Below are 18,268 nucleotides of genomic sequence, written 5' to 3' on the forward strand. Positions count from 1 at the left end.
ATGCTTAAGATAGATTCGCACCAGCATTTTTGGAAGTACCACCCGGTAAAGGATGCCTGGATAACCGATGATATGGCCGTTATACAGCGCGATTTTTATCCCGGAGATCTGCAGCCGGTTCTGAAGGAACACGGCATAGATGGCTGCATAGCCGTACAAGCCGACCAAAGCGAAGCAGAAACCGACTTCCTCGTCGGCCTGGCATGCAATAACCCCTTTGTAAAAGGTGTGGTAGGTTGGGTGGATTTGCGTGCAGACAATTTGGATGAGCGCTTAAAGTATTACAAAACGCAGGAACCTGTAAAAGGCTTCCGCCATATTTTGCAAGCAGAGCCCGGTGAATTTATGCTTGAGGAAAAGTTTATGCGGGGCATAGGTAAACTAAACGAGTACGGCTTTACTTACGATGTACTTATAACACACGAGCAATTGCCTTACGCCGAAAAACTGGTAGCGGCTTTGCAACAGCAAAAATTCGTGATAGACCATTTAGCCAAACCGCCTATAAAAGCGCAGGAGGTAGAAACTTGGGCGCAGGATATAGAAGCCGTGGCCAAGCACCCCAATGTGTATTGTAAAGTAAGCGGTTTTTGTACCGAGGCGGATTGGGATAATTGGCAGCTTAAAGATATCGAACCATACCTTGACGTGGTTTTTAATGCCTTCGGTATCAACAGGGTAATGTTCGGGAGCGATTGGCCTGTGAGTTTGCTGGCAGGCGGCTACAGCAAAACGGTTGAATGTTTAAAGGAATACCTGGATCCGTATACATCGGCAGAGAAAGATAAGTTTTGGGGTGGCAACGCCATATCATTTTATAATTTATAGAGAGATGGATCTTCAGTTAAAAGATAAAGTAATTATAGTAACAGGTGGCGCACGCGGTATAGGCAAAGGCATAGCGGTAGCATTGGCAGCAGAGGGCGCAATACCATTTATAGTAAGCCGTACCGAAGCCGAGAACCTGAAAACCGTTACGGAAATTGAGCAAGCAGGCGGCAAAGCTTACCATACCGTTGCCGAACTAAGTAACCCCGAAACATGTGAACTTGCCGTTGCCGAAGTATTGAAACAGGCAGGCCGTATAGATGGCTTAGTAAATAACGCCGGCGAGAACGACGGCGTAGGGCTGCAAAGTGGCAATTACGAACGCTTTATGCAATCGCTCCATAAAAACCTGGTGCATTACTATTTGGTAGCACACCATGCCCTGCCCGAACTGATAAAAAATCAGGGTAGTATAGTGAACATCACCTCTAAGGTTGCCGATACCGGGCAGGGGGGAACCTCGGCTTACGCGGCATCAAACGGTGGCCGTAACGCCATGACGCGCGAGTGGGCCGTTGAACTGCTACCGCACAACATTCGTGTAAATGCCGTAGCCGTAGCCGAGTGCTACACGCCGCTATACGACCGCTGGATAAAAACCCTACCCAACCCCGAAGAAATGCTGGCAACCATTATCGCGCGCATCCCTTTGGGCAAACGCATGACCACGGTGGAAGAGATAGCGCATGCAACAATATTTCTGCTATCGCCATTATCCGGCCATACCACGGGGCAAATAGTTTATGTTGATGGTGGCTACACGCATCTGGATAGGTCTATCAATAACTAATTTTACCGGCCAGCCAGGCTTTAAATTCTGAGACGGTATAAAAAAGCCAGTCGGGGTTTAGTGGTTTTAGTTGTTCAGCATCGGTGGTGCTTGCCCAGGCCGCAGCGGCAATAGGTATGCCTACCTGTTTGCAATAGGTAATATCGCTCGGGGCATCGCCTACGTACAGGCATTCGGCAGCATTCAACTCCAGCCTTTTTAACACATTACGAATGCCATTCACTTTGTTTGGCCCCTCGGGAGAGCCGGTTTCCAATACCTCAAAATACCTTTCGAGCCCGAATTGTTTTAACGATAAGTGGGTGCTGTGTATACCCTTACCGGTAACCATGGCTAATAATACGCCCGTACTTTCTAAATATTCTAACAGATCTTTAATACCATCAAAGGGCACAGGGCAGGTGTGGTGCAGGGCTTCGTAGTGTTGCAAATAGGCTTGCACTCCGGCTTGCTCGTGCTCGGGTATCAATTTGCGTATGGTGCCTTCTTCAGACGGGCCGAAGGTGGCGATAACCTCTGCTTCGCTTATTTCTTTCTTCAGTAGTGGTTCAACACTTTGTTTAAAGGCTGCTATACATAATGGTAGGGTATCGGCAATGGTGCCGTCGAGGTCGAAGATGATGGCTTTGAATTTCATAAGGCTCGCAAGTAACAAATTTTTGCCTCGCTATACAAGATAAATCAGCACCTACGCTGCCGTCCGCGTTTCGTACCAGCGCCTTGCCAATACAATAGGCAAGGCCACGCAAACAATAAGTGTGGCAATGCCGGCAAGCGCGCCGCCTAAACGGAACTGGTTAATATCTATTTTTAATTTAGATACCGGCAGTACCAGCAGGTTCATCACCGTCCATATTAATATGCCGTAAATGAAAGACACCGGCAAGGCGTTTTTCCTTAATACTTGTTCGCGGCCATAAAACACAAAAAAGACGACTGTAAAAAAGGCTGTGATAAGGTAGTGAAGGAATATGCCTACAAGAGTAGCACGCCCGCCATTTATTGAAGCCACATCGCGCCCAACAAGCCCCGCGGCAATATATCGAAACACCGCGTCAATGTGCCCGCCAGCAAATATGTAAATTGCTGCAAGTGCATCAAGCGTGCCGGCTATTAATGTGGCAACAATCCCGGTGAGCCATAAACCGGCAGTAGTGTTTTTTTGCATGTAGGTGGTATTATAAAGGTTAGGTAAATATGCGTATTTATTATAGTATTAAAAGGCCTAAAATAAACAAAGCCCCCGCACACTCGCTGTTTGGGGGCTTTAACCTAAACCTTATCACAATAGTGGCGGACGCCACCAGTAATAGATACGCCGAAAGTATTAAATAGTATTGACATATTTTTGACAAACAATCTTTTTATTGAAAATTTAACAGTGGTTAAAAAAAGTTTTTCGTTAAAGTAGTTTACTTTTCGTTAAAGTTGTGTTAACATAACGCAATAACATGCGGCTGCTCAAAAATGCCCCAAATGGGCGTTTAAACGTCTATTTTACGGTTAAACGTTGTAGTTGTAGCCTTTTTAGGCTGATTATTCCTGCACGGTTTAGAGCCGATGAATTGCAGGATATTTTTGATAAATATTATTTGGAAACATAAGCCGGATATAAATAGATGCGGTGCCTAATACTGTATTTTTATAAAGTATATCAATTAAATTTACAAGATGAGAAACCTTGCCGTTTTGCTTTTTTTATCATTAACCGGGCTTAACTACACCTTTGCCCAGCTGCATTACCCTGACGGAACTCCTCCGGCAGATACACCTAAGCTTTTTGCACGAGGCTTAATAAGTGATGGGCTGAGTAACCGAGATCTTACCATTTCGCCCGCCGGGGATGAGGTCTTCTTTACTATTCAACATCCTAAGTTTATTGCCAGCGTAATTATCCGCGTAGCTATAGTAAATGGCAAGTGGGGCAAGCCCGAGGTTGCGCCATTCTCGGGTATTAACCGCGATTTGGAAGCCAGCTTCTCGCCCGATGGGAAAACACTATACTTTAGTAGCGACCGCCCACTGGCTGACGGCAAACCGAAGCGCGATTTTGATATTTGGAAAGTAAGCAAAAAGCCGGACGGTAAATGGGGCACGCCCGAAAACCTTGGGCCGGTGGTAAACACCGGCAAAAACGAATTTTATCCGAGCGTAGCTAAAAACGGCAACCTTTATTTTACGGTAGAAGCAGCTTATGGCAAAGGCAGCGAAGATATTGTGCTGTGCAAATACACGCCAAAAGGCTACGAAGCACCTGTGAGCCTGCCCGAAGATATCAATACCAAATTTGATGAGTTTAATGCCTTTATAGATCCCGATGAGCGGTTTATCCTCTTCTCCTGCCAGGGCCGCGCCGACGATATGGGTAAAGGCGACTTATACCTCGCGCGAAAAGACGCAACAGGCAGCTGGCAACCTGCCGAGCATCTTCCAGCCGGCATTAACAGCTCCGCGCTTGATTATTGCCCTTACATAACACCCGATAAAAAATACCTTATCTTCAGCAGCAACCGGTTAAGTAAAAGCTGGTATGATGATAAGGCTGTTAACTATAAAACGTTGAAGGCCTTATTAAGCGATCCCGGCAATGGATTGGATGATTTGTATTGGGTGAAATGGGGGAAGTGAGAAAGTCATCTCATCCTCCCGCCAACACCTTCTTCACCGCCCTTGCTAAAATATCTACCGCTTCTTCCAGTTCTTTAGGGTTCATGGATGCAAAGCCGAGGCGTACAAAGTTGTGGCGCTGCAATGGGTCGTGGTAGTGCTCGCAGCCGCTGCCAATGGTTAGGCCCATTTCGGCGGCTTTTTCGGTTACCTTCAGTCGGTCTATGCCGTTTTTATATTCCATCCAAACGGCAAAGCCACCATTGGGTATGGTAAAGCTTACATTATCGCCCAGTTTTTCTTTCAGCAGGCGGCACAGTACATCGCGGCGTTCGTGGTAAAGTTTGTTGGCTTTTTTTAAGTGGCGGCCTATGTCGCCGTTCTTTAGCAGGTTGGCCATAGCCTCTTCCAGTAATTGTTCGCCTTGCCTGTCAATAAGGCGGCGCAGGCGTGTAGCTTGCAGAATGAGATTTTGCGGGGCTATCATAAAGCCGATGCGCAAGCCCGAAGCAATGGTTTTACAAAACGAGCCTACATATATAACACTGCCATGGTCGTCGGCACTGGCTAAGGGCAAAATAGGGCTGCTGGCATAGTGGAAATCGTAATCGTAATCATCCTCTACAATAGCAAATTTGTAAATACGCGCCAATTCCAGCAGGCGCATGCGCCTTTCGCTGCATAGGGTAACCGTTGTGGGTTGGTGGTGATGCGGTATCACAAATAGCATCCGTATCTTTTGCTTTTTGCATAGCGCTTCTACAGCATCTAGGCAAATACCAAATTCATCTACCGGTACCGGGGCAATGTTGGCACCGGCCTGCATAAAAACCTCGTTGGCCATGCTGTAACCCGGGTCGCCCACTATTACGGTATCACCTTTACTAAGCAGTACCATGCTTACCAGGTAGAGCGCCAGTTGCACCCCTTTTGTAATGATGATGTTGTCGGCGCTTACATGCATGCCCCGCGTTTCCGAAAAGAATTTTGCCAGCTCTATCCGCAGGTTTTCCGAACCTTGTTCGGGCCCGTAGGCCAGGTATTTGGTATTGAATTTTTGTGAGGCCAGGCGGCGGTATTCGCGTATCATCAGCTCCAGCGGGGCGAGGCGCGTATCGGGCGAACCGTTATTAAACACAAGGTTACCATCCGGAGGAGCCACAAACATGTCCTGGCAAATAACGCCCGTATCATCAACCTTGTAAAGCGTTTCTTTGGCGAAGCCGCGCGGTTGCTGCGCATTGGTAATAGAACGGGCGGCAACCGTGGGCAGGTTTTTAGCTACAAATATGCCTTTACGCGGTAGCACATCAACCCAGCTTTGTGCATAAAGCTCATCGTAAGCGGCCACAACTGTTTTGCGGTGCACGTTTAACGAGTGGGCCAGCACCCGGCTGCCGGGCAAAGCAACGCCCGGTTTCAGGATGCCTTTGCGTATAGAACATATCACTTCGTTGGCCACCTGCAGGTACACCGGCACGGGCAGGTTTTTATCAATGCAAACAAGGCTTTCCAATAATTCCATCTGGACTATCTGTATTGTTATTTCTGGACTATATGTATAGTCCACCAAGTACGTAATTTTATATCAATAAAACAAACCACGCCATGCAACTCGCCGGAAACTTTAAAGCACCATCTGTTTTTTTAAGGATAACACTTGCCGCAAGTTATTTGTGGGCATCTGCAGATAGGCTGGGCTTTATTGGCGCGCATGGCCAGCCGCACGTAGGCTGGGGCGATTGGCAACATTTTATGGACTATTGCCACCAGGTAATGGGCTTTCTGCCCGATGCTATGGTGCAACCACTGGCCGTAATAGCCACCACCGCCGAATTACTTATAGGGCTAATGCTGCTGGCTGGCGCATATACACGTATTGCAGCGGTTGCGAGCGCCTTATTAAGCATAAGTTTCGCCTTATCAATGGCTATCTCTTTCGGTATAGATGCGCCGCTGAATTACTCGGTATTTACCGTCTGCGGGGCCAGCCTGGTGTTGGCAACTGCACCTTTTTACGTTTATAGCGTAGATAATCTGAAACTTCTGCCCGTTTGCAGGCGTAATGGCTACTACGAAGGCGATGAACTGATCGATATAATTAGGTAGGTGCCTCACCCGCATCTTGCCTCTTTAAAGGGAACGGCCTCAACGGGTCAGGGCACCTTAAACAAGTTCATCTATCAATTTTTCTTTGCTTCCCGGTAGAAGCAAGGCTCACATGTATTTTATATGATCACAATGGAAACTAAATTAACCAATAAACCATCCACCTTATTAGTAGTGATAGCGTTTGCTGCGGTATACGTGGTTTGGGGTTCTACATACTTTTTTATACAAATGGCGCTACAGGGCGTACCGCCAATGATAATGGGCACTATGCGCTTTATTGCGGCAGGCATTTTATTGCTTGGCTGGTGCTACATAAAAGGCGACAAAATATTCGATAAACAAACCATCAAAACCTCGGCCATTGCAGGTTTATTCACGCTGTTTGTTGCTAATGGGATAGTGATATGGGTTGAGAAATTTCTGCCCAGCGCTATGGTGGCCATTATGGTATCTGCCAACCCAATTTGGTTTGTGATATTGGATAAAGCCAACTGGAGGCTGAACTTCAAAAGCCGCAACATTCTTTTGGGGCTTTTCATCGGCTTTGGCGGGGTAGTATTGTTATTTGGCGAAGCGTTCAGCAGATCTGTAGCAGGAGGGTTGGATACACAGCATTTAGTAGGCTTGGGGCTGTTAATACTCGGCCCGATAGGCTGGGCAGGCGGTTCGCTGTATTCTAAAAAAGCTGCTACGGGGGCACCGGCACGGGTAAACACCGGTTGGCAAATGATGGCAGCGGGGCTGGCCTTTTTACCCGCAGGTTTCATTAACCACGAGTATGCGGCTTTTGATATCACCGCCGTGCCCCTACAAGCCTGGCTGGCCGTGTTGTACCTCATCTTTTTTGGTTCGATAGCGGCCTTTAGTGCCTACGTATGGCTGCTACAGGTAAGGCCCGCTACACAGGTAAGCACACACTCGTACGTAAACCCGGTTATTGCCGTATTGCTGGGTGTGTTGTTTGCAGGCGAAGTGATAAGCGGCTTGCAGATAGTAGGCTTGGTTATCATCCTGCTAAGTGTATTGCTGCTTAATTTAGATAAATACGCTGCCGGTAAACCGCAAATGCTTAAGCCCGCCAAACCCGCCATTCCAAGCCGCGAAGAAGTAGTTATGACCGACAAGCTTTGCAGCGCAAATTCGTAAGATCAGTTAAATTAAATAGTGTGCGCTTGCAGCGCAAAGCCTTTGGTTGAAAAACCGAGGGCTTTTTTGATTTCATCGATTTGTGTTACTTTTATAAGACATGATTCCGAACGAAGATATACAGGCCATTTTATTTAAACCTATTGTTAATATTCAGGAGCTTATTGACTTCGCCGATGGCTGGGGACTTAATGCCGATGGTGATTTTAAGGAAATAGATTGGTTAAATACTCCCGGCCCTATTTATACAACATTTACTGATAACTGCGGTACCGGGCAGGTAGAGGCTATGAATAACGTTGGAGCAGATGAAGGTTATCACGAGGTTATATTTAAGCAGCCGATGAACGACTATGAGTTAAAAGAAACTTTAGTCGCAGCATTTGTTGACCCTTTCGGCGCATATTATTTTGATGGCAGTCGACATTGGAACATTAATTTGATTATTGAATGGTGGGAGAAAAGTGATGAGCGATTAAAATATATCCTCGAACGTTATCTTGACGAATTAAACCTGCCGAAGATTCTCAATAGGCCATTGTATGGGCCCAGGAGCCCAATTCCGGAGAATTATAAAAACTGGCTCGACTTCTACCAAAACGGTATGAAGGAGTATTTGGAATGGTATATCTTCAAGTTAAGTAAACAGGAATTGGTTTTAAAAAATCTTGATTTTGACTGGACGCGAAAGAAAGAACTGGACGAAATCTTAGCTTCTCGGTCGACAGGCTTTTAGCAATTTGTAATAGGGCATCGAGATTATCATCAATCACTCCCAACACAAAAGTTACAAACCTCCCAAACCCGCCTCTTGCTATTCCCCGCACTTTCTCTATTTTTGCAATATTGAAGAAGATAGGTATATACTTAATGCTGTTGTTGCTTACCAGCGATGTAGACGAACTGCATCAGCTGTTTAAGCTGCCTGTCCTTTTCGAGCACTTTTCGGAGCACAAGCAGCGCAGCAATGGCCGTGTTAGTTTTGTGGATTTCCTGGAGATGCACTACTGGGGCGACGATATGGACGATAATGATAACGACCGCGATATGGCGCTTCCGTTTAAAAAAGCCGATGCACATATCGTTCAAAACATCATTCTGCCGCCTGTACAGTTCACTAATATCACCGAATTTGTTTTGCCTGTAGAGCAGGTGTTCTCTAAATACACCCATCAATTCTGCCCGGATAGGGCATTGTCAGCCCCCTTTAGGCCACCCTGTGCCTGAATTGCACCCCTAAATTTTCTTAATTAATTGCCCGCGCTGCCCTAATTGGCGGTGTGGCATTTTGCAATTCATTTAACAGCAATTATGCTTAACAAGATCATTAGGTTCTCGGTAGAGAACAAACTGGTGGTTGGGTTATTTATAGGCCTTTGGATCATATACGGCATATTCCAGGTCACCCGGCTACCTATTGATGCCGTACCCGATATTACCAACAACCAGGTACAAATTATAACAACAGCGCCCGCGCTGGGCGCACAGGATGTGGAGCGGCTAATCACTTTCCCCATTGAGCAGGCCATCAGTAACATCCCCGGCATAAAAGAGAGCCGCAGTATGTCGCGCTTCGGGCTATCGCTTATTAGCGTGGTGGTAGATGATGATGCCGATATTTATTGGGCACGCCAGCAGGTTACCGAAAGGCTTGCCCAGGTAGAGATAGACGAGAACGCCAACAAGCCCGAATTGGCACCCGTAACCACAGGGCTTGGCGAAATTTATCAATATGTATTGAGGCCTAAAAAGGGCTTCGAACAAAAATATTCGCTGGCCGATTTGCGTACTATACAGGATTGGCTGGTGCGCCGCCAATTGCTGGGCACCAAAGGTGTTGCCGATGTATCAACATTCGGCGGCGAATTAAAGCAGTACGAGGTAGCAGTGGATCCTGCTCAACTAAAGGCCATGAACCTAACCATTGCCGATGTATTTGATGCCCTGCACAACAACAACCAAAACACAGGCGGTGCTTACATCGAAAAAGGGCCAACGGTGCTTTATATCCGCAGCGAGGGCTTGGCGGGTAATATCGATGATATCAACAATATTGTCGTGAAGAACTCGCCGGGCGGCACACCTATATTGATACGCAACGTGGCTAACGTAAAAATTGGCGCGGCAACCCGGTACGGGGCACTCAACTACGCCCCAATAGGCGAGGTAACCGGCGCTATAGTAATGATGTTGAAGGGCGAAAACTCATCGGCGGTTATTAAAAACGTTAAAGAGCGCATTGCCGAAATACAAAAAACACTCCCCGAAGGATTAGTGATAGAGCCTTTCCTCGACCGTACAAAAATGGTGAACAATGCCATTGGTACGGTAGAAAGTAACCTGCTGGAAGGAGCGCTTATCGTTGTATTTGTACTCGTTATCTTTTTGGGTAACCTGCGTGCGGGGCTTATTGTGGCTTCGGTAATTCCGTTGGCCATGTTGTTCGCCATTATTATGATGAACACTTTTGGCGTGAGCGGTAACCTGATGAGCCTTGGTGCGCTGGATTTTGGTTTGATAGTAGATGGTGCCGTAATTATTGTGGAAGCCATTTTGCATCACCTGCATTTCTCGCGCAAGTACGAAGACGTAAATGAGCTTTCGCAAGATGATTTGAATAAAGAAGTTACCGGCTCTGCATCGCGAATGATGAACGCCGCGGTTTTCGGGCAGATCATTATCCTGATTGTTTACCTGCCTATTTTGTCGCTCTCGGGTATCGAGGGTAAAATGTTCAAGCCCATGGCCCAAACGGTGGCTTTTGCCATTTTGGGTGCGTTCATTTTGTCGCTTACTTATGTGCCGATGGTGAGCTCCATGTTCATCAGCAAAAAGATATCGCACAAGCCAAATCTTTCGGATAGGGTGATGGACCGCATAGAGCGTGTATACCAGCGCTGGCTGGCCAAAGCTTTGCAGGCGCGCAAAACCATGGTGGCCGTAGCTTTCGGTCTGTTTGCTGTAGCGGTAGCTATTTTCGGCAGGATGGGCGGAGAGTTTATCCCGCAGTTGGAAGAGGGCGATTTTGCGGTAGAAACACGCCTGCTGGTGGGTACTAACCTGAGTACCACTATCGGCACTATTCAGCAGATATCAGCCTTGCTTAAAAATAAATTCCCCGAAGTTGAAAAGATCGTATCGCGTATTGGCAGCGCCGAAATACCTACCGACCCCATGCCCATAGAAGGTGGGGATATGATTATCGTACTTAAAGATAAGGCCGAATGGACGAGTGCCAAAAGCTTCCCCGAGATGGCCTCAAAGATGTCGGCCACCGTGCAGGAGGCTGTGCCGGGTGTAACGATGGGCTTCCAGTTCCCGGTGCAGATGCGTTTTAACGAGTTGATGACAGGTGCCAAGCAGGATGTGGTTTGCAAAGTGTTCGGCGAAGACCTGAACCAGTTGGCCCGCTATGCCGAGCAGATAGGCAACATCAGCAAAACGGTTGATGGCACCGCCGACCTGTATGTAGAAAAGGTAACCGGCATGCCCCAGGTAGTAATCAAATACAACCGCGCGGAAATTGCCAAATACGGGTTAAACATAGCCGACATTAACCGCACCGTAAAAACAGCATTCGCCGGTGCCGCCGCTGGCAAGGTTTACGAGGGCGAAAAACGTTTCGACCTGGTGGTGCGTGCCGGCAACGAAGGCCGCCGCAATTTGGCCGATGTACAAAACCTGCTGATAGCCGCACCTAACGGACAAGCCATCCCGCTTTACCAGGTAGCCAGTGTTGACGAGGTGGAAGGCCCTAACCAAATACAGCGCGAGAACGCCCGCAGGCGGATCACCGTTGGCTTTAACATCAGGGGTAGGGATGTACAATCGATAGTGGAAGAATTGCAGCAGAAGATAGAAGCTAAAATGAAGCTGGCTCCGGGCTATACCATTACCTATGGAGGCGCATTTGAGAACTTGCAACAGGCCAAAAAACGCCTGAGCATTGCGGTGCCGGTGGCGCTGCTGCTCATTTTTGTGATGCTGTATTTTGCGTTCTCGTCGGTAAAAGAGGGGGCTTTGATATTTACGGCCATTCCGCTTTCGGCTATTGGCGGTGTATTCGCGCTGGCTATGCGGGGTATGCCTTTTAGTATATCGGCAGGGGTGGGCTTTATCGCCCTGTTCGGCGTGGCGGTGTTGAATGGCATTGTACTCATCTCCGAGTTTAACCGCATAAAGCAGGAAGGCAAAATAACTGATGCGCTGCAACTGGTGATGCAGGGCACACGTAACCGCCTGCGCCCTGTACTCATGACGGCTGCAGTAGCTTCGCTTGGCTTCCTGCCTATGGCGCTTAGCAATGGTGCCGGTGCCGAGGTACAGCGACCGCTGGCTACGGTGGTTATAGGCGGATTGATCACCGCTACATTCCTTACGTTGTTCGTATTACCGGCGCTTTACCTTTTGTTCGATAAAAAGATGAAATTGAAACCCAATGCTACTGTTTTAGTTGCAGGTATGCTGTTGACCGGCGGGGTGAACGCCAACGCGCAATCGGTGCCGGTTAGTGCAGAGAATGCTATCAACATTGCCTTGAAGAACAACCTGCAAATGAAGGGCGCGCGGTTAGGCGAGCAGGCAGATAATATCCGCCAAAAAACTTACTTCGATATACCCAAAACCGAACTAAGTGCCGATTACGGGCAGATAAACACCGGGATAAATGATACCCGCTTTGGCGTAACTCAATCATTCAATTTCCCAACGGTTTACAGTAATCAAAAGAAGGCTTTGCAGGCAAGTTACCTGGCATCGCGCGCGCAAACGCAACTGGTGCAGCAGGATATCAGGGCGGAAGTAAGGCGGCTCTATTACGAGCTGGTTTGGCTGAACGAAAAACGGAAGCTACTGCAATATGCCGATAGTATTTACCGTCTTTTCGAGAACAAAACCAACCTGCGCTTTAAAGTAGGCGAGGCCAATGTACTGGAGAAAACCACGGCCCAAAACCGGCACCTGCAAATAAATAACCAACTGAACATGGTGCAAGCAGACGAGGAAATGGCCTTAACGCAGTTCAACGCCTTGTTGCAGGATTCGGTGCAGTACAGGCCTTTGCTGGATAGCGTAAAGATAAACGCGGGGTACGTAACCGTGGCGGATAGCACTACAGGGCTACCGCAAGTGCAGCTTTTTGCGCAGCAATCAGAAGCGGCGCGTTTCCGCTGGAAAACGGAGAAAGCCCGCCTGCTGCCCGATTTTTTTGTGGGCTACAATAACCAGAGCCTGGCAGGCCCGCAGATAATTAACGGGCAAGAAACCTATATAGGCACCAACCGCAGGTTCAATTACGTTGCGGCTGGCATCAGTATACCTTTGTTTGCCGGGGCGCAATCTGCAAAAGCATCTGCCGCCCGTGCCGATTGGCAGGCCGCGGAAGCGCGTACCAACCTTGCGGCAGTGCAAATGCGTACACGCATCAGCAATTCGCAGAAACATGTACTCAAATATGCGTCGGGATTAAACTACTATGAAAAACAAGGACTGAAAAATGCCGATGTTATCATTGGTACGGCCAACAAGCAGTTTACCGGCGGCGATATAGATTACCTGCAATGGGTGATACTGGTAGACCAGGCCGTGAACATCCGCAACGAGTATTTGGATATGGTGCACCAATACAACCAATCCATCATCGAACTACAAAAATTGAATAACCAATAGACCATCATATCTCATGAAAATATACAATATAGTTTTTTGTGCCGCGCTAATGCTGGCCGCCTGCGGCGATAAGAAGGCCAAAGAAGAGGATACAGCAGACAAAGCAATCGTTGCCGACACCACGCTTGTAAGCCTTACACCCGCACAGATGAAAAATGCCGGGATAAGCGTAGGGGCTCCCGTTTTAGGCAAAATATCGGGCACGCTTAAATTGCAGGGTGCTATTGATGTACCGCCGCAAAGCACCGTAAGCGTAAGCTTCCCGCTGGGCGGATACCTGAAACGTACCGACCTGCTGCCCGGTGTGCATGTGCGCAAGGGACAGGTACTGGGCGTGCTGGAAGATATGCAGTTCATCCAGTTGCAGCAAGATTACCTATCGGCAAAAGAGAAGTTTATTTATGCCGAAGCAGAGTTTAAACGCCAGCAGGAGTTGAATGCCAGCAAAGCCAGTAGCGATAAAGTTTACCAGCAGGCCCGTGCCGAAATGCAAACCCAGCGCGTGCTGATGCTGTCGCTGGCGCAAAAGTTGGAGTTGATAGGCATTAACCCGGCACGCCTTAGCGCAGGTAATATCTCTAAAAGCGTGAACATCATTTCGCCGATAGATGGCTTTGTATCAAAGGTGAATATCAATATTGGTAAGTACACTTCGCCTACGGATGTATTGTTCGAACTGGTGAACCCTAAGGATATACACCTGGCGCTTGATGTTTTTGAGAAGGATGTGGATAAGCTATCTATAGGCCAAAAGGTGATCACTTACACCAATAACCATCCTGAAGAAAAACACGAGGCGGAGATCATCCTCATCAGCAAAAACCTGAACGAAGACCGAATGGCCAGCGTGCACTGCCATTTTGAAGATTTTGATGCTAAACTGCTGCCCGGCATGTTCATGAATGCCGAAGTAGAGGTGAATAACGCCACTGCGCTTACCGTGCCCGAAGATGCCGTTGTGCGCTGGCAAAACAAGTATTACCTGTACGTGCAAACCGGCGGCAATAGCTTTAAAATGACGGAGGTAACACCCGGCAATAAACACGATGGTACCCTGCAAATAAGCGGCGCCGGTGTTAACGATAAGACCCCGGTTGTTACTAAAAACGCTTATGCTTTATTGATGAAAATGAAGAATAGCGGGGATGAGGAATAGTCTTTAGAGATAATATAGAGTTTTTAAAAGCGCCCTTCATGAGAGTGGGAGGCGCTTTTTTGTTAACGCACTAATTAACCCCGTTGTAGTTTTCTATCAGTTTATCAAAATCGGTATCGTCAGTTTGCAAATGCCCCGGCACTCCCATCTTTTTCATGTAATTCCATTTAGCTTTTTTATTTATAACTAATGGCTTTACAAGAGCGCTTAGCGGATAAATTTGTCTACCTATGAGCTTGTAGAAACGGTCCTCATAAACGTCAAATTCCAGGCACGGGAACTTGCCTCGCAAATTGTATTCATAATCCCAAAAGTATAGCAGTCTATTATCTGTAAGTTCTATAATAAACAGGTTGCCCTCGTCGTCATATTCCTTTGCGAGGGCAATTCGTTTAGCACTTACAAATGAAGTTGCTACTATCCCGCTTTCAATAAAATGATCTAATTCGTTTGTTATACCACGGGTTTTTCTACGTGCTTTAAAGATCTCGAACGGAACGAATACTATAAAACCAATGGCAAGAACAGCTATCGTGCCGAAAGGAAGTACCCAAAAACTTTTGGATGTTAAAGTAGCAAAGTAGGTAAAGGCGGCGCCGATACCAGCAGCTATCAAAAAGTGGTAATATTTGATCTGGTTAAGGCTTTGTTTCCCGATCGTGCTTTTAAGGCTTTTTAGAAGCCTTATTTCCTCGGGATGAAACTTTCTCGATCTAAATTCAATATCCATTATACCAATGCGTTTATCAAGAAGCGGCGGTTTCTTACTTACATGCTGGCCACAAAAAGACCAGCTTATCCGTACCCTAAATATAGCAATTGTTAGCGAAGCCATTTATTTAGACCACCGCAATCCCTAACTTCCTATACGCCACTAACCGCTCATCCACCGGCTCAACATCGGTTACAATTACATCAATATCAGTCATCGGGCTTATGTAGTAGCTCTCGGCAGTGTTTAATTTATCAATGGTGGATAGTGCGATGTTTTGGCCTGCCATTTCCATCATGGTGCGTTTTACCTGAGCCTCCTCGTGCTCTACGGTAGTTAAGCCCATGGTAGGGTGTATGCTGCAAACGCTGAATAGGCACAAGTCCGCGCGGAAGTTTTTGAAGGTTTGGATGGTTTCGTAACCTGTGGTGGTGAAGGCCAGTTTTGATAAGCGGCCACCTGCAAATATCACTTCGGCATTGGGGTGGTCTTCCAAAACGCTTACTACCGGGAAGCTGTGGGTAACTACGGTTATCTTCATTTCGGGCGGGATGATCTCCGCAAGAGCTTGAATAGATGTACCGCCATCCAAAAATATCACCTGCCCATCCTGTATAAATTGCAAAGCTTTTGCAGCCACAATGCGCTTTTGTGCCATATCGTGCTTTTCCCTTGCACGGTAGTGATGAGGAATGGGGGAGTGCGCTACCGCCCCGCCACGCACGGCCTTTAGTTGCCCTTTATCAGCTAATATCTTGATATCCCGCCTGATGGTATCTTCGGATACATTTAGTGCAGTGCTTAATTCGGTAAGCGACACGCTGCGTTGGCGGGTAACATGCTCTAATATTTGTTCGAGGCGTTCGTCTTTTATCATGCTTCTTTTTGCAATGTGTTGCAAATATAAAAAATAAAGTTTGCAATATATTGCAATAAATCATTTCCTTTGCATCAAATTATTGCAGATTATGAAAAGAAAAACTATAGCTATTGACATGGACGGCGTAATGGCCGACACCGAACCCCATTTTTTCGATTATTACGAACAGGAAACCGGCATCCGATTGACCCGGCAGGATATTGCAGGCAAAAGTGAGCACGATGCATTTAACGGCATTGGCCACCAAATGGTGAACAAGCCCGGCTTTTTCCGCACGCTGCCGCTGATGGATGGGGCAGTAGAGGCCGTGAAGTCGCTGATGGAAGACTTTGATGTTTACATCGTATCGGCAGCCATGGAGTTCCCGCTATCGTTGCCGGAGAAATACGATTGGCTGAAAGAGCATTTCCCTTTTATCAACTGGCGCAACATTGTTTTTTGCGGCGATAAAAGCATCATCAAAACTGATTTCTTGATAGATGACCACTGCAAAAACCTCGACTTCTGCCACGGTAAACCCATCATGTTCGATGCCTTCCACAATACCGAATTACACCACCACCAAAGGGTAAATAATTGGAAAGAAGTGCTGGAGTTGATGGAACCGTACAGGAGCGAAAAAGCTGAAGCTTAACTGAGTGGGCGCTAATCCCACCAAAGGTAAAGCCTTTTGGTTTTCTGCATTTCGCCGGCCATAGCTTCAACGCTTTCTGCGCCCTGGTCAACTACGTCGGGGCATACGGCGTATACGTCTTTAGCAAAGGCAAGCCAGTCCTTTGGCTCGTTGTGGATTACAAACTCGCACCAGTCGCCTGAGGCGGCAATGAGTTCGAGCGAATACCTTTTGTCGAATTTATGGATAATGGTTATCAGGCAGTCGTTTGTAATGTTATAATTAATACCATCGGTACCAATTTGCTTCAAAATAGCGTACTTATCTGTTGTCTTCAACACAGCAATGCGGTCGGGCTTTTTACCGATATTGAAATTAGTTTCTAATAGAAATATAGAGTAGCCCTGCCGCCGAAAACTGTCTTTCAAGTCAAAAACAAGTTTGTATGATTTGGGGCCTTGTTCGTCGAATACAAGGCCTTTTAAGTGAATAGGGTCAACTTCGGTTTCCTTTCCGTCGTCATAAAGCCGACCAAGCGAATAGTGGAAATCTTCAATTTTGGAATGGTTTAGCTTCTTGATATCTTTTACAATACCGGTATCTATCTGCAAGCTGTCGAAGAGTTTACGCTCTGCGGTAGTAAGCCCATGTGCGGCGTTTTTTACATTGCTTTCACAAGCAGAAAGTAGGCAAGGTATATAAGCCCAAAACAACCATTTATAATAATTTGCTTTCATAAAAAAATCCCGGGCTACTAAAATATGGTTCGTAGAAATGGATTTATGAATTAAACTCAAAAAATGTTTTGTCGTTATATGGCGACGTATTATATTTGTCGTTATATAACGACACGATGATATTACGCCGCGATATTTTTCAGGCCCTTGCCGACCCAACCCGCCGGACTATATTGGTGTTGTTGGCATCGCAAACCATTACAGCGGGTGCCATAGCTGGCCATTTTGAAGGTGCACGGTCTACCATATCCAAGCATATTGCCATACTCACCGAATGTGGTTTGGTAGAAGCCAAAGAGCAGGGGCGCGAGATCTATTACGCGTTGAAGATGGAAAAAATGGCAGAAGTAGATCTGTGGATGAACGAACTGCGGCAAATATGGGAGCAGCGTTTCGACAGGCTGGAGCAATACCTCGATAAAATTCAAAACCAACAAAAATAAACTTATGGAAGACATGGAATTGCGCACTATGCGTATTACCCGCATCTTTAAAGCACCTGTGGCCCTGCTATGGGAAGTTTGGACTAACCCCGAACACATCGTAAACTGGTGGGGGCCTAATGGTTTTACCAACACTATACAAACTATGGATGTAAGCGAAGGAGGCGAATGGCGCTTAACCATGCACGGCCCTGATGGTACCGACTATGCCAACCGCAGCGTATTTTTAGAACTTGTGCCGATGCAAAAGATAGTTTACGAGCATTTTAACCCGCATTTTATTACTACCGTTTTATTTGAAGCACGCGGAAACGAAACTTATATGGACTGGAGTATGCTGTTTGATACGGCTGAGATGCGCGATATAGTTGTGAAGGCTCACAAAGCGGAGGAGGGATTGAAACAGAATGTGGAGAAATTGGAGGAATATCTTCGGGCAAAGCAGATTTGATAATTTCTCACGCAACGGCGCAAAGCCGCAAAGAAATAAGCGCACTGTTTTGCGATATTTCGAGCGATATATCTACGTTATTGCAAAACTTTGCGTCTTCGCGTCTTTGCGTGAATATTTTAAGTT

Annotated in this window: 18 protein-coding genes; 12 read left to right on the forward strand and 6 right to left on the reverse strand. The window is 46.9% G+C overall.

The window, feature by feature from the left end; genetic code table 11:
- Together BC343_RS01305 and BC343_RS01310 are read left to right on the forward strand one after the other, a co-directional pair.
- Nucleotides 1–828 (forward strand): amidohydrolase family protein, encoded by an 828-nt coding sequence (locus BC343_RS01305; RefSeq protein ID WP_078345910.1) that lies wholly within the window; start codon nt 1–3, stop codon nt 826–828.
- A 4-nt stretch (nt 829–832) separates the two neighbouring features.
- Nucleotides 833–1,618 (forward strand): SDR family oxidoreductase, encoded by a 786-nt coding sequence (locus tag BC343_RS01310; protein ID WP_078345911.1) that lies wholly within the window; start codon nt 833–835, stop codon nt 1,616–1,618.
- On the opposite strand, the gene BC343_RS01315 is transcribed toward BC343_RS01310, so the two are convergent.
- On the reverse strand, nt 1,608–2,255 hold the full coding sequence (locus BC343_RS01315; protein ID WP_078345912.1) for an HAD family hydrolase: 648 nt from the start codon (nt 2,253–2,255) through the stop codon (nt 1,608–1,610). The two genes, BC343_RS01310 and BC343_RS01315, sit on opposite strands and share 11 nt — an antisense overlap.
- Before the next feature lie 51 nt (nt 2,256–2,306).
- The gene (locus tag BC343_RS01320) at nt 2,307–2,786 is read right to left on the reverse strand and encodes a hypothetical protein (RefSeq protein WP_078345913.1); all 480 of its coding nucleotides are present in this window, start codon (nt 2,784–2,786) and stop codon (nt 2,307–2,309) included.
- Between the two features lie 503 nt (nt 2,787–3,289).
- Here BC343_RS01320 and BC343_RS01325 point away from each other — a divergent pair.
- Nucleotides 3,290–4,246, forward strand: a complete 957-nt coding sequence (locus BC343_RS01325; protein WP_078345914.1) for a PD40 domain-containing protein — start codon at nt 3,290–3,292, stop codon at nt 4,244–4,246.
- A gap of 10 nt (nt 4,247–4,256) precedes the next feature.
- On the opposite strand, the gene pdxR is transcribed toward BC343_RS01325, so the two are convergent.
- The gene (pdxR, locus tag BC343_RS01330) at nt 4,257–5,750 is read right to left on the reverse strand and encodes a MocR-like pyridoxine biosynthesis transcription factor PdxR (protein ID WP_078345915.1); all 1,494 of its coding nucleotides are present in this window, start codon (nt 5,748–5,750) and stop codon (nt 4,257–4,259) included.
- An 83-nt stretch (nt 5,751–5,833) separates the two neighbouring features.
- Between pdxR and BC343_RS01335 the strand changes: the two genes are divergently transcribed.
- The 6 genes from BC343_RS01335 (at nt 5,834) to BC343_RS01360 (ending at nt 14,306) form a co-directional block, all read left to right on the forward strand.
- Nucleotides 5,834–6,334, forward strand: a complete 501-nt coding sequence (locus BC343_RS01335) for a DoxX family protein (protein ID WP_078345916.1) — start codon at nt 5,834–5,836, stop codon at nt 6,332–6,334.
- Between the two features lie 132 nt (nt 6,335–6,466).
- Nucleotides 6,467–7,483, forward strand: coding sequence for an EamA family transporter (locus tag BC343_RS01340; protein ID WP_078346470.1), 1,017 nt, complete (start codon nt 6,467–6,469; stop codon nt 7,481–7,483).
- 100 nt (nt 7,484–7,583) lie between these two features.
- The gene (locus tag BC343_RS01345; protein WP_078345917.1) at nt 7,584–8,219 is read left to right on the forward strand and encodes a hypothetical protein; all 636 of its coding nucleotides are present in this window, start codon (nt 7,584–7,586) and stop codon (nt 8,217–8,219) included.
- Nucleotides 8,220–8,329: 110 nt separating this feature from the next.
- Complete coding sequence (locus BC343_RS01350) at nt 8,330–8,710, forward strand: hypothetical protein (RefSeq protein WP_143822028.1); 381 nt, start codon at nt 8,330–8,332, stop codon at nt 8,708–8,710.
- Between the two features lie 84 nt (nt 8,711–8,794).
- Nucleotides 8,795–13,150, forward strand: a complete 4,356-nt coding sequence (locus tag BC343_RS01355; RefSeq protein ID WP_078345919.1) for a CusA/CzcA family heavy metal efflux RND transporter — start codon at nt 8,795–8,797, stop codon at nt 13,148–13,150.
- A gap of 13 nt (nt 13,151–13,163) precedes the next feature.
- Complete coding sequence (locus BC343_RS01360) at nt 13,164–14,306, forward strand: efflux RND transporter periplasmic adaptor subunit (RefSeq protein ID WP_078345920.1); 1,143 nt, start codon at nt 13,164–13,166, stop codon at nt 14,304–14,306.
- A 70-nt stretch (nt 14,307–14,376) separates the two neighbouring features.
- Here BC343_RS01360 and BC343_RS01365 read toward each other — a convergent pair whose 3' ends face one another.
- Together BC343_RS01365 and BC343_RS01370 are read right to left on the reverse strand one after the other, a co-directional pair.
- The gene (locus tag BC343_RS01365; RefSeq protein WP_143822029.1) at nt 14,377–15,036 is read right to left on the reverse strand and encodes a hypothetical protein; all 660 of its coding nucleotides are present in this window, start codon (nt 15,034–15,036) and stop codon (nt 14,377–14,379) included.
- Nucleotides 15,037–15,145: 109 nt separating this feature from the next.
- Nucleotides 15,146–15,895: a DeoR/GlpR family DNA-binding transcription regulator gene (locus BC343_RS01370; RefSeq protein WP_078345922.1), complete on the reverse strand. Its 750-nt coding sequence runs from the start codon at nt 15,893–15,895 to the stop codon at nt 15,146–15,148.
- 91 nt (nt 15,896–15,986) lie between these two features.
- Here BC343_RS01370 and BC343_RS01375 point away from each other — a divergent pair, with 91 nt between their 5' ends.
- Nucleotides 15,987–16,532, forward strand: coding sequence for a 5' nucleotidase, NT5C type (locus BC343_RS01375; protein ID WP_078345923.1), 546 nt, complete (start codon nt 15,987–15,989; stop codon nt 16,530–16,532).
- An 11-nt stretch (nt 16,533–16,543) separates the two neighbouring features.
- On the opposite strand, the gene BC343_RS01380 is transcribed toward BC343_RS01375, so the two are convergent.
- On the reverse strand, nt 16,544–17,248 hold the full coding sequence (locus BC343_RS01380) for a DUF4253 domain-containing protein (RefSeq protein ID WP_078345924.1): 705 nt from the start codon (nt 17,246–17,248) through the stop codon (nt 16,544–16,546).
- A 116-nt stretch (nt 17,249–17,364) separates the two neighbouring features.
- On the opposite strand from BC343_RS01380, the gene BC343_RS01385 reads away from it, so the two are divergent.
- A complete protein-coding gene (locus BC343_RS01385) occupies nt 17,365–17,691 on the forward strand; it encodes a metalloregulator ArsR/SmtB family transcription factor (RefSeq protein ID WP_078345925.1) in 327 nt (108 codons plus the stop codon).
- A gap of 4 nt (nt 17,692–17,695) precedes the next feature.
- Entirely contained in the window at nt 17,696–18,142 is a 447-nt protein-coding gene (locus BC343_RS01390; protein ID WP_078345926.1) for an SRPBCC family protein, read from the forward strand.
- Nucleotides 18,143–18,268: the final 126 nt, after the last annotated feature.

It is taken from the genome of Mucilaginibacter pedocola (genome assembly GCF_002013915.1).
GTDB classification, from domain to species: Bacteria; Bacteroidota; Bacteroidia; order Sphingobacteriales; family Sphingobacteriaceae; genus Mucilaginibacter; species Mucilaginibacter pedocola.

Coding starts and splice junctions, on each gene's coding strand:
- BC343_RS01305 (WP_078345910.1), top strand. CDS start 1: ATGCTTAAGATAGATTCGCACCAGCATTTTTGGAAGTACCACCCGGTA.
- BC343_RS01310 (WP_078345911.1), top strand. CDS start 833: ATGGATCTTCAGTTAAAAGATAAAGTAATTATAGTAACAGGTGGCGCA.
- BC343_RS01315 (WP_078345912.1), bottom strand. CDS start 2,255: ATGAAATTCAAAGCCATCATCTTCGACCTCGACGGCACCATTGCCGAT.
- BC343_RS01320 (WP_078345913.1), bottom strand. CDS start 2,786: ATGCAAAAAAACACTACTGCCGGTTTATGGCTCACCGGGATTGTTGCC.
- BC343_RS01325 (WP_078345914.1), top strand. CDS start 3,290: ATGAGAAACCTTGCCGTTTTGCTTTTTTTATCATTAACCGGGCTTAAC.
- pdxR (WP_078345915.1), bottom strand. CDS start 5,750: ATGGAATTATTGGAAAGCCTTGTTTGCATTGATAAAAACCTGCCCGTG.
- BC343_RS01335 (WP_078345916.1), top strand. CDS start 5,834: ATGCAACTCGCCGGAAACTTTAAAGCACCATCTGTTTTTTTAAGGATA.
- BC343_RS01340 (WP_078346470.1), top strand. CDS start 6,467: ATGGAAACTAAATTAACCAATAAACCATCCACCTTATTAGTAGTGATA.
- BC343_RS01345 (WP_078345917.1), top strand. CDS start 7,584: ATGATTCCGAACGAAGATATACAGGCCATTTTATTTAAACCTATTGTT.
- BC343_RS01355 (WP_078345919.1), top strand. CDS start 8,795: ATGCTTAACAAGATCATTAGGTTCTCGGTAGAGAACAAACTGGTGGTT.
- BC343_RS01360 (WP_078345920.1), top strand. CDS start 13,164: ATGAAAATATACAATATAGTTTTTTGTGCCGCGCTAATGCTGGCCGCC.
- BC343_RS01365 (WP_143822029.1), bottom strand. CDS start 15,036: ATGGATATTGAATTTAGATCGAGAAAGTTTCATCCCGAGGAAATAAGG.
- BC343_RS01370 (WP_078345922.1), bottom strand. CDS start 15,895: ATGATAAAAGACGAACGCCTCGAACAAATATTAGAGCATGTTACCCGC.
- BC343_RS01375 (WP_078345923.1), top strand. CDS start 15,987: ATGAAAAGAAAAACTATAGCTATTGACATGGACGGCGTAATGGCCGAC.
- BC343_RS01380 (WP_078345924.1), bottom strand. CDS start 17,248: ATGAAAGCAAATTATTATAAATGGTTGTTTTGGGCTTATATACCTTGC.
- BC343_RS01385 (WP_078345925.1), top strand. CDS start 17,365: ATGATATTACGCCGCGATATTTTTCAGGCCCTTGCCGACCCAACCCGC.
- BC343_RS01390 (WP_078345926.1), top strand. CDS start 17,696: ATGGAAGACATGGAATTGCGCACTATGCGTATTACCCGCATCTTTAAA.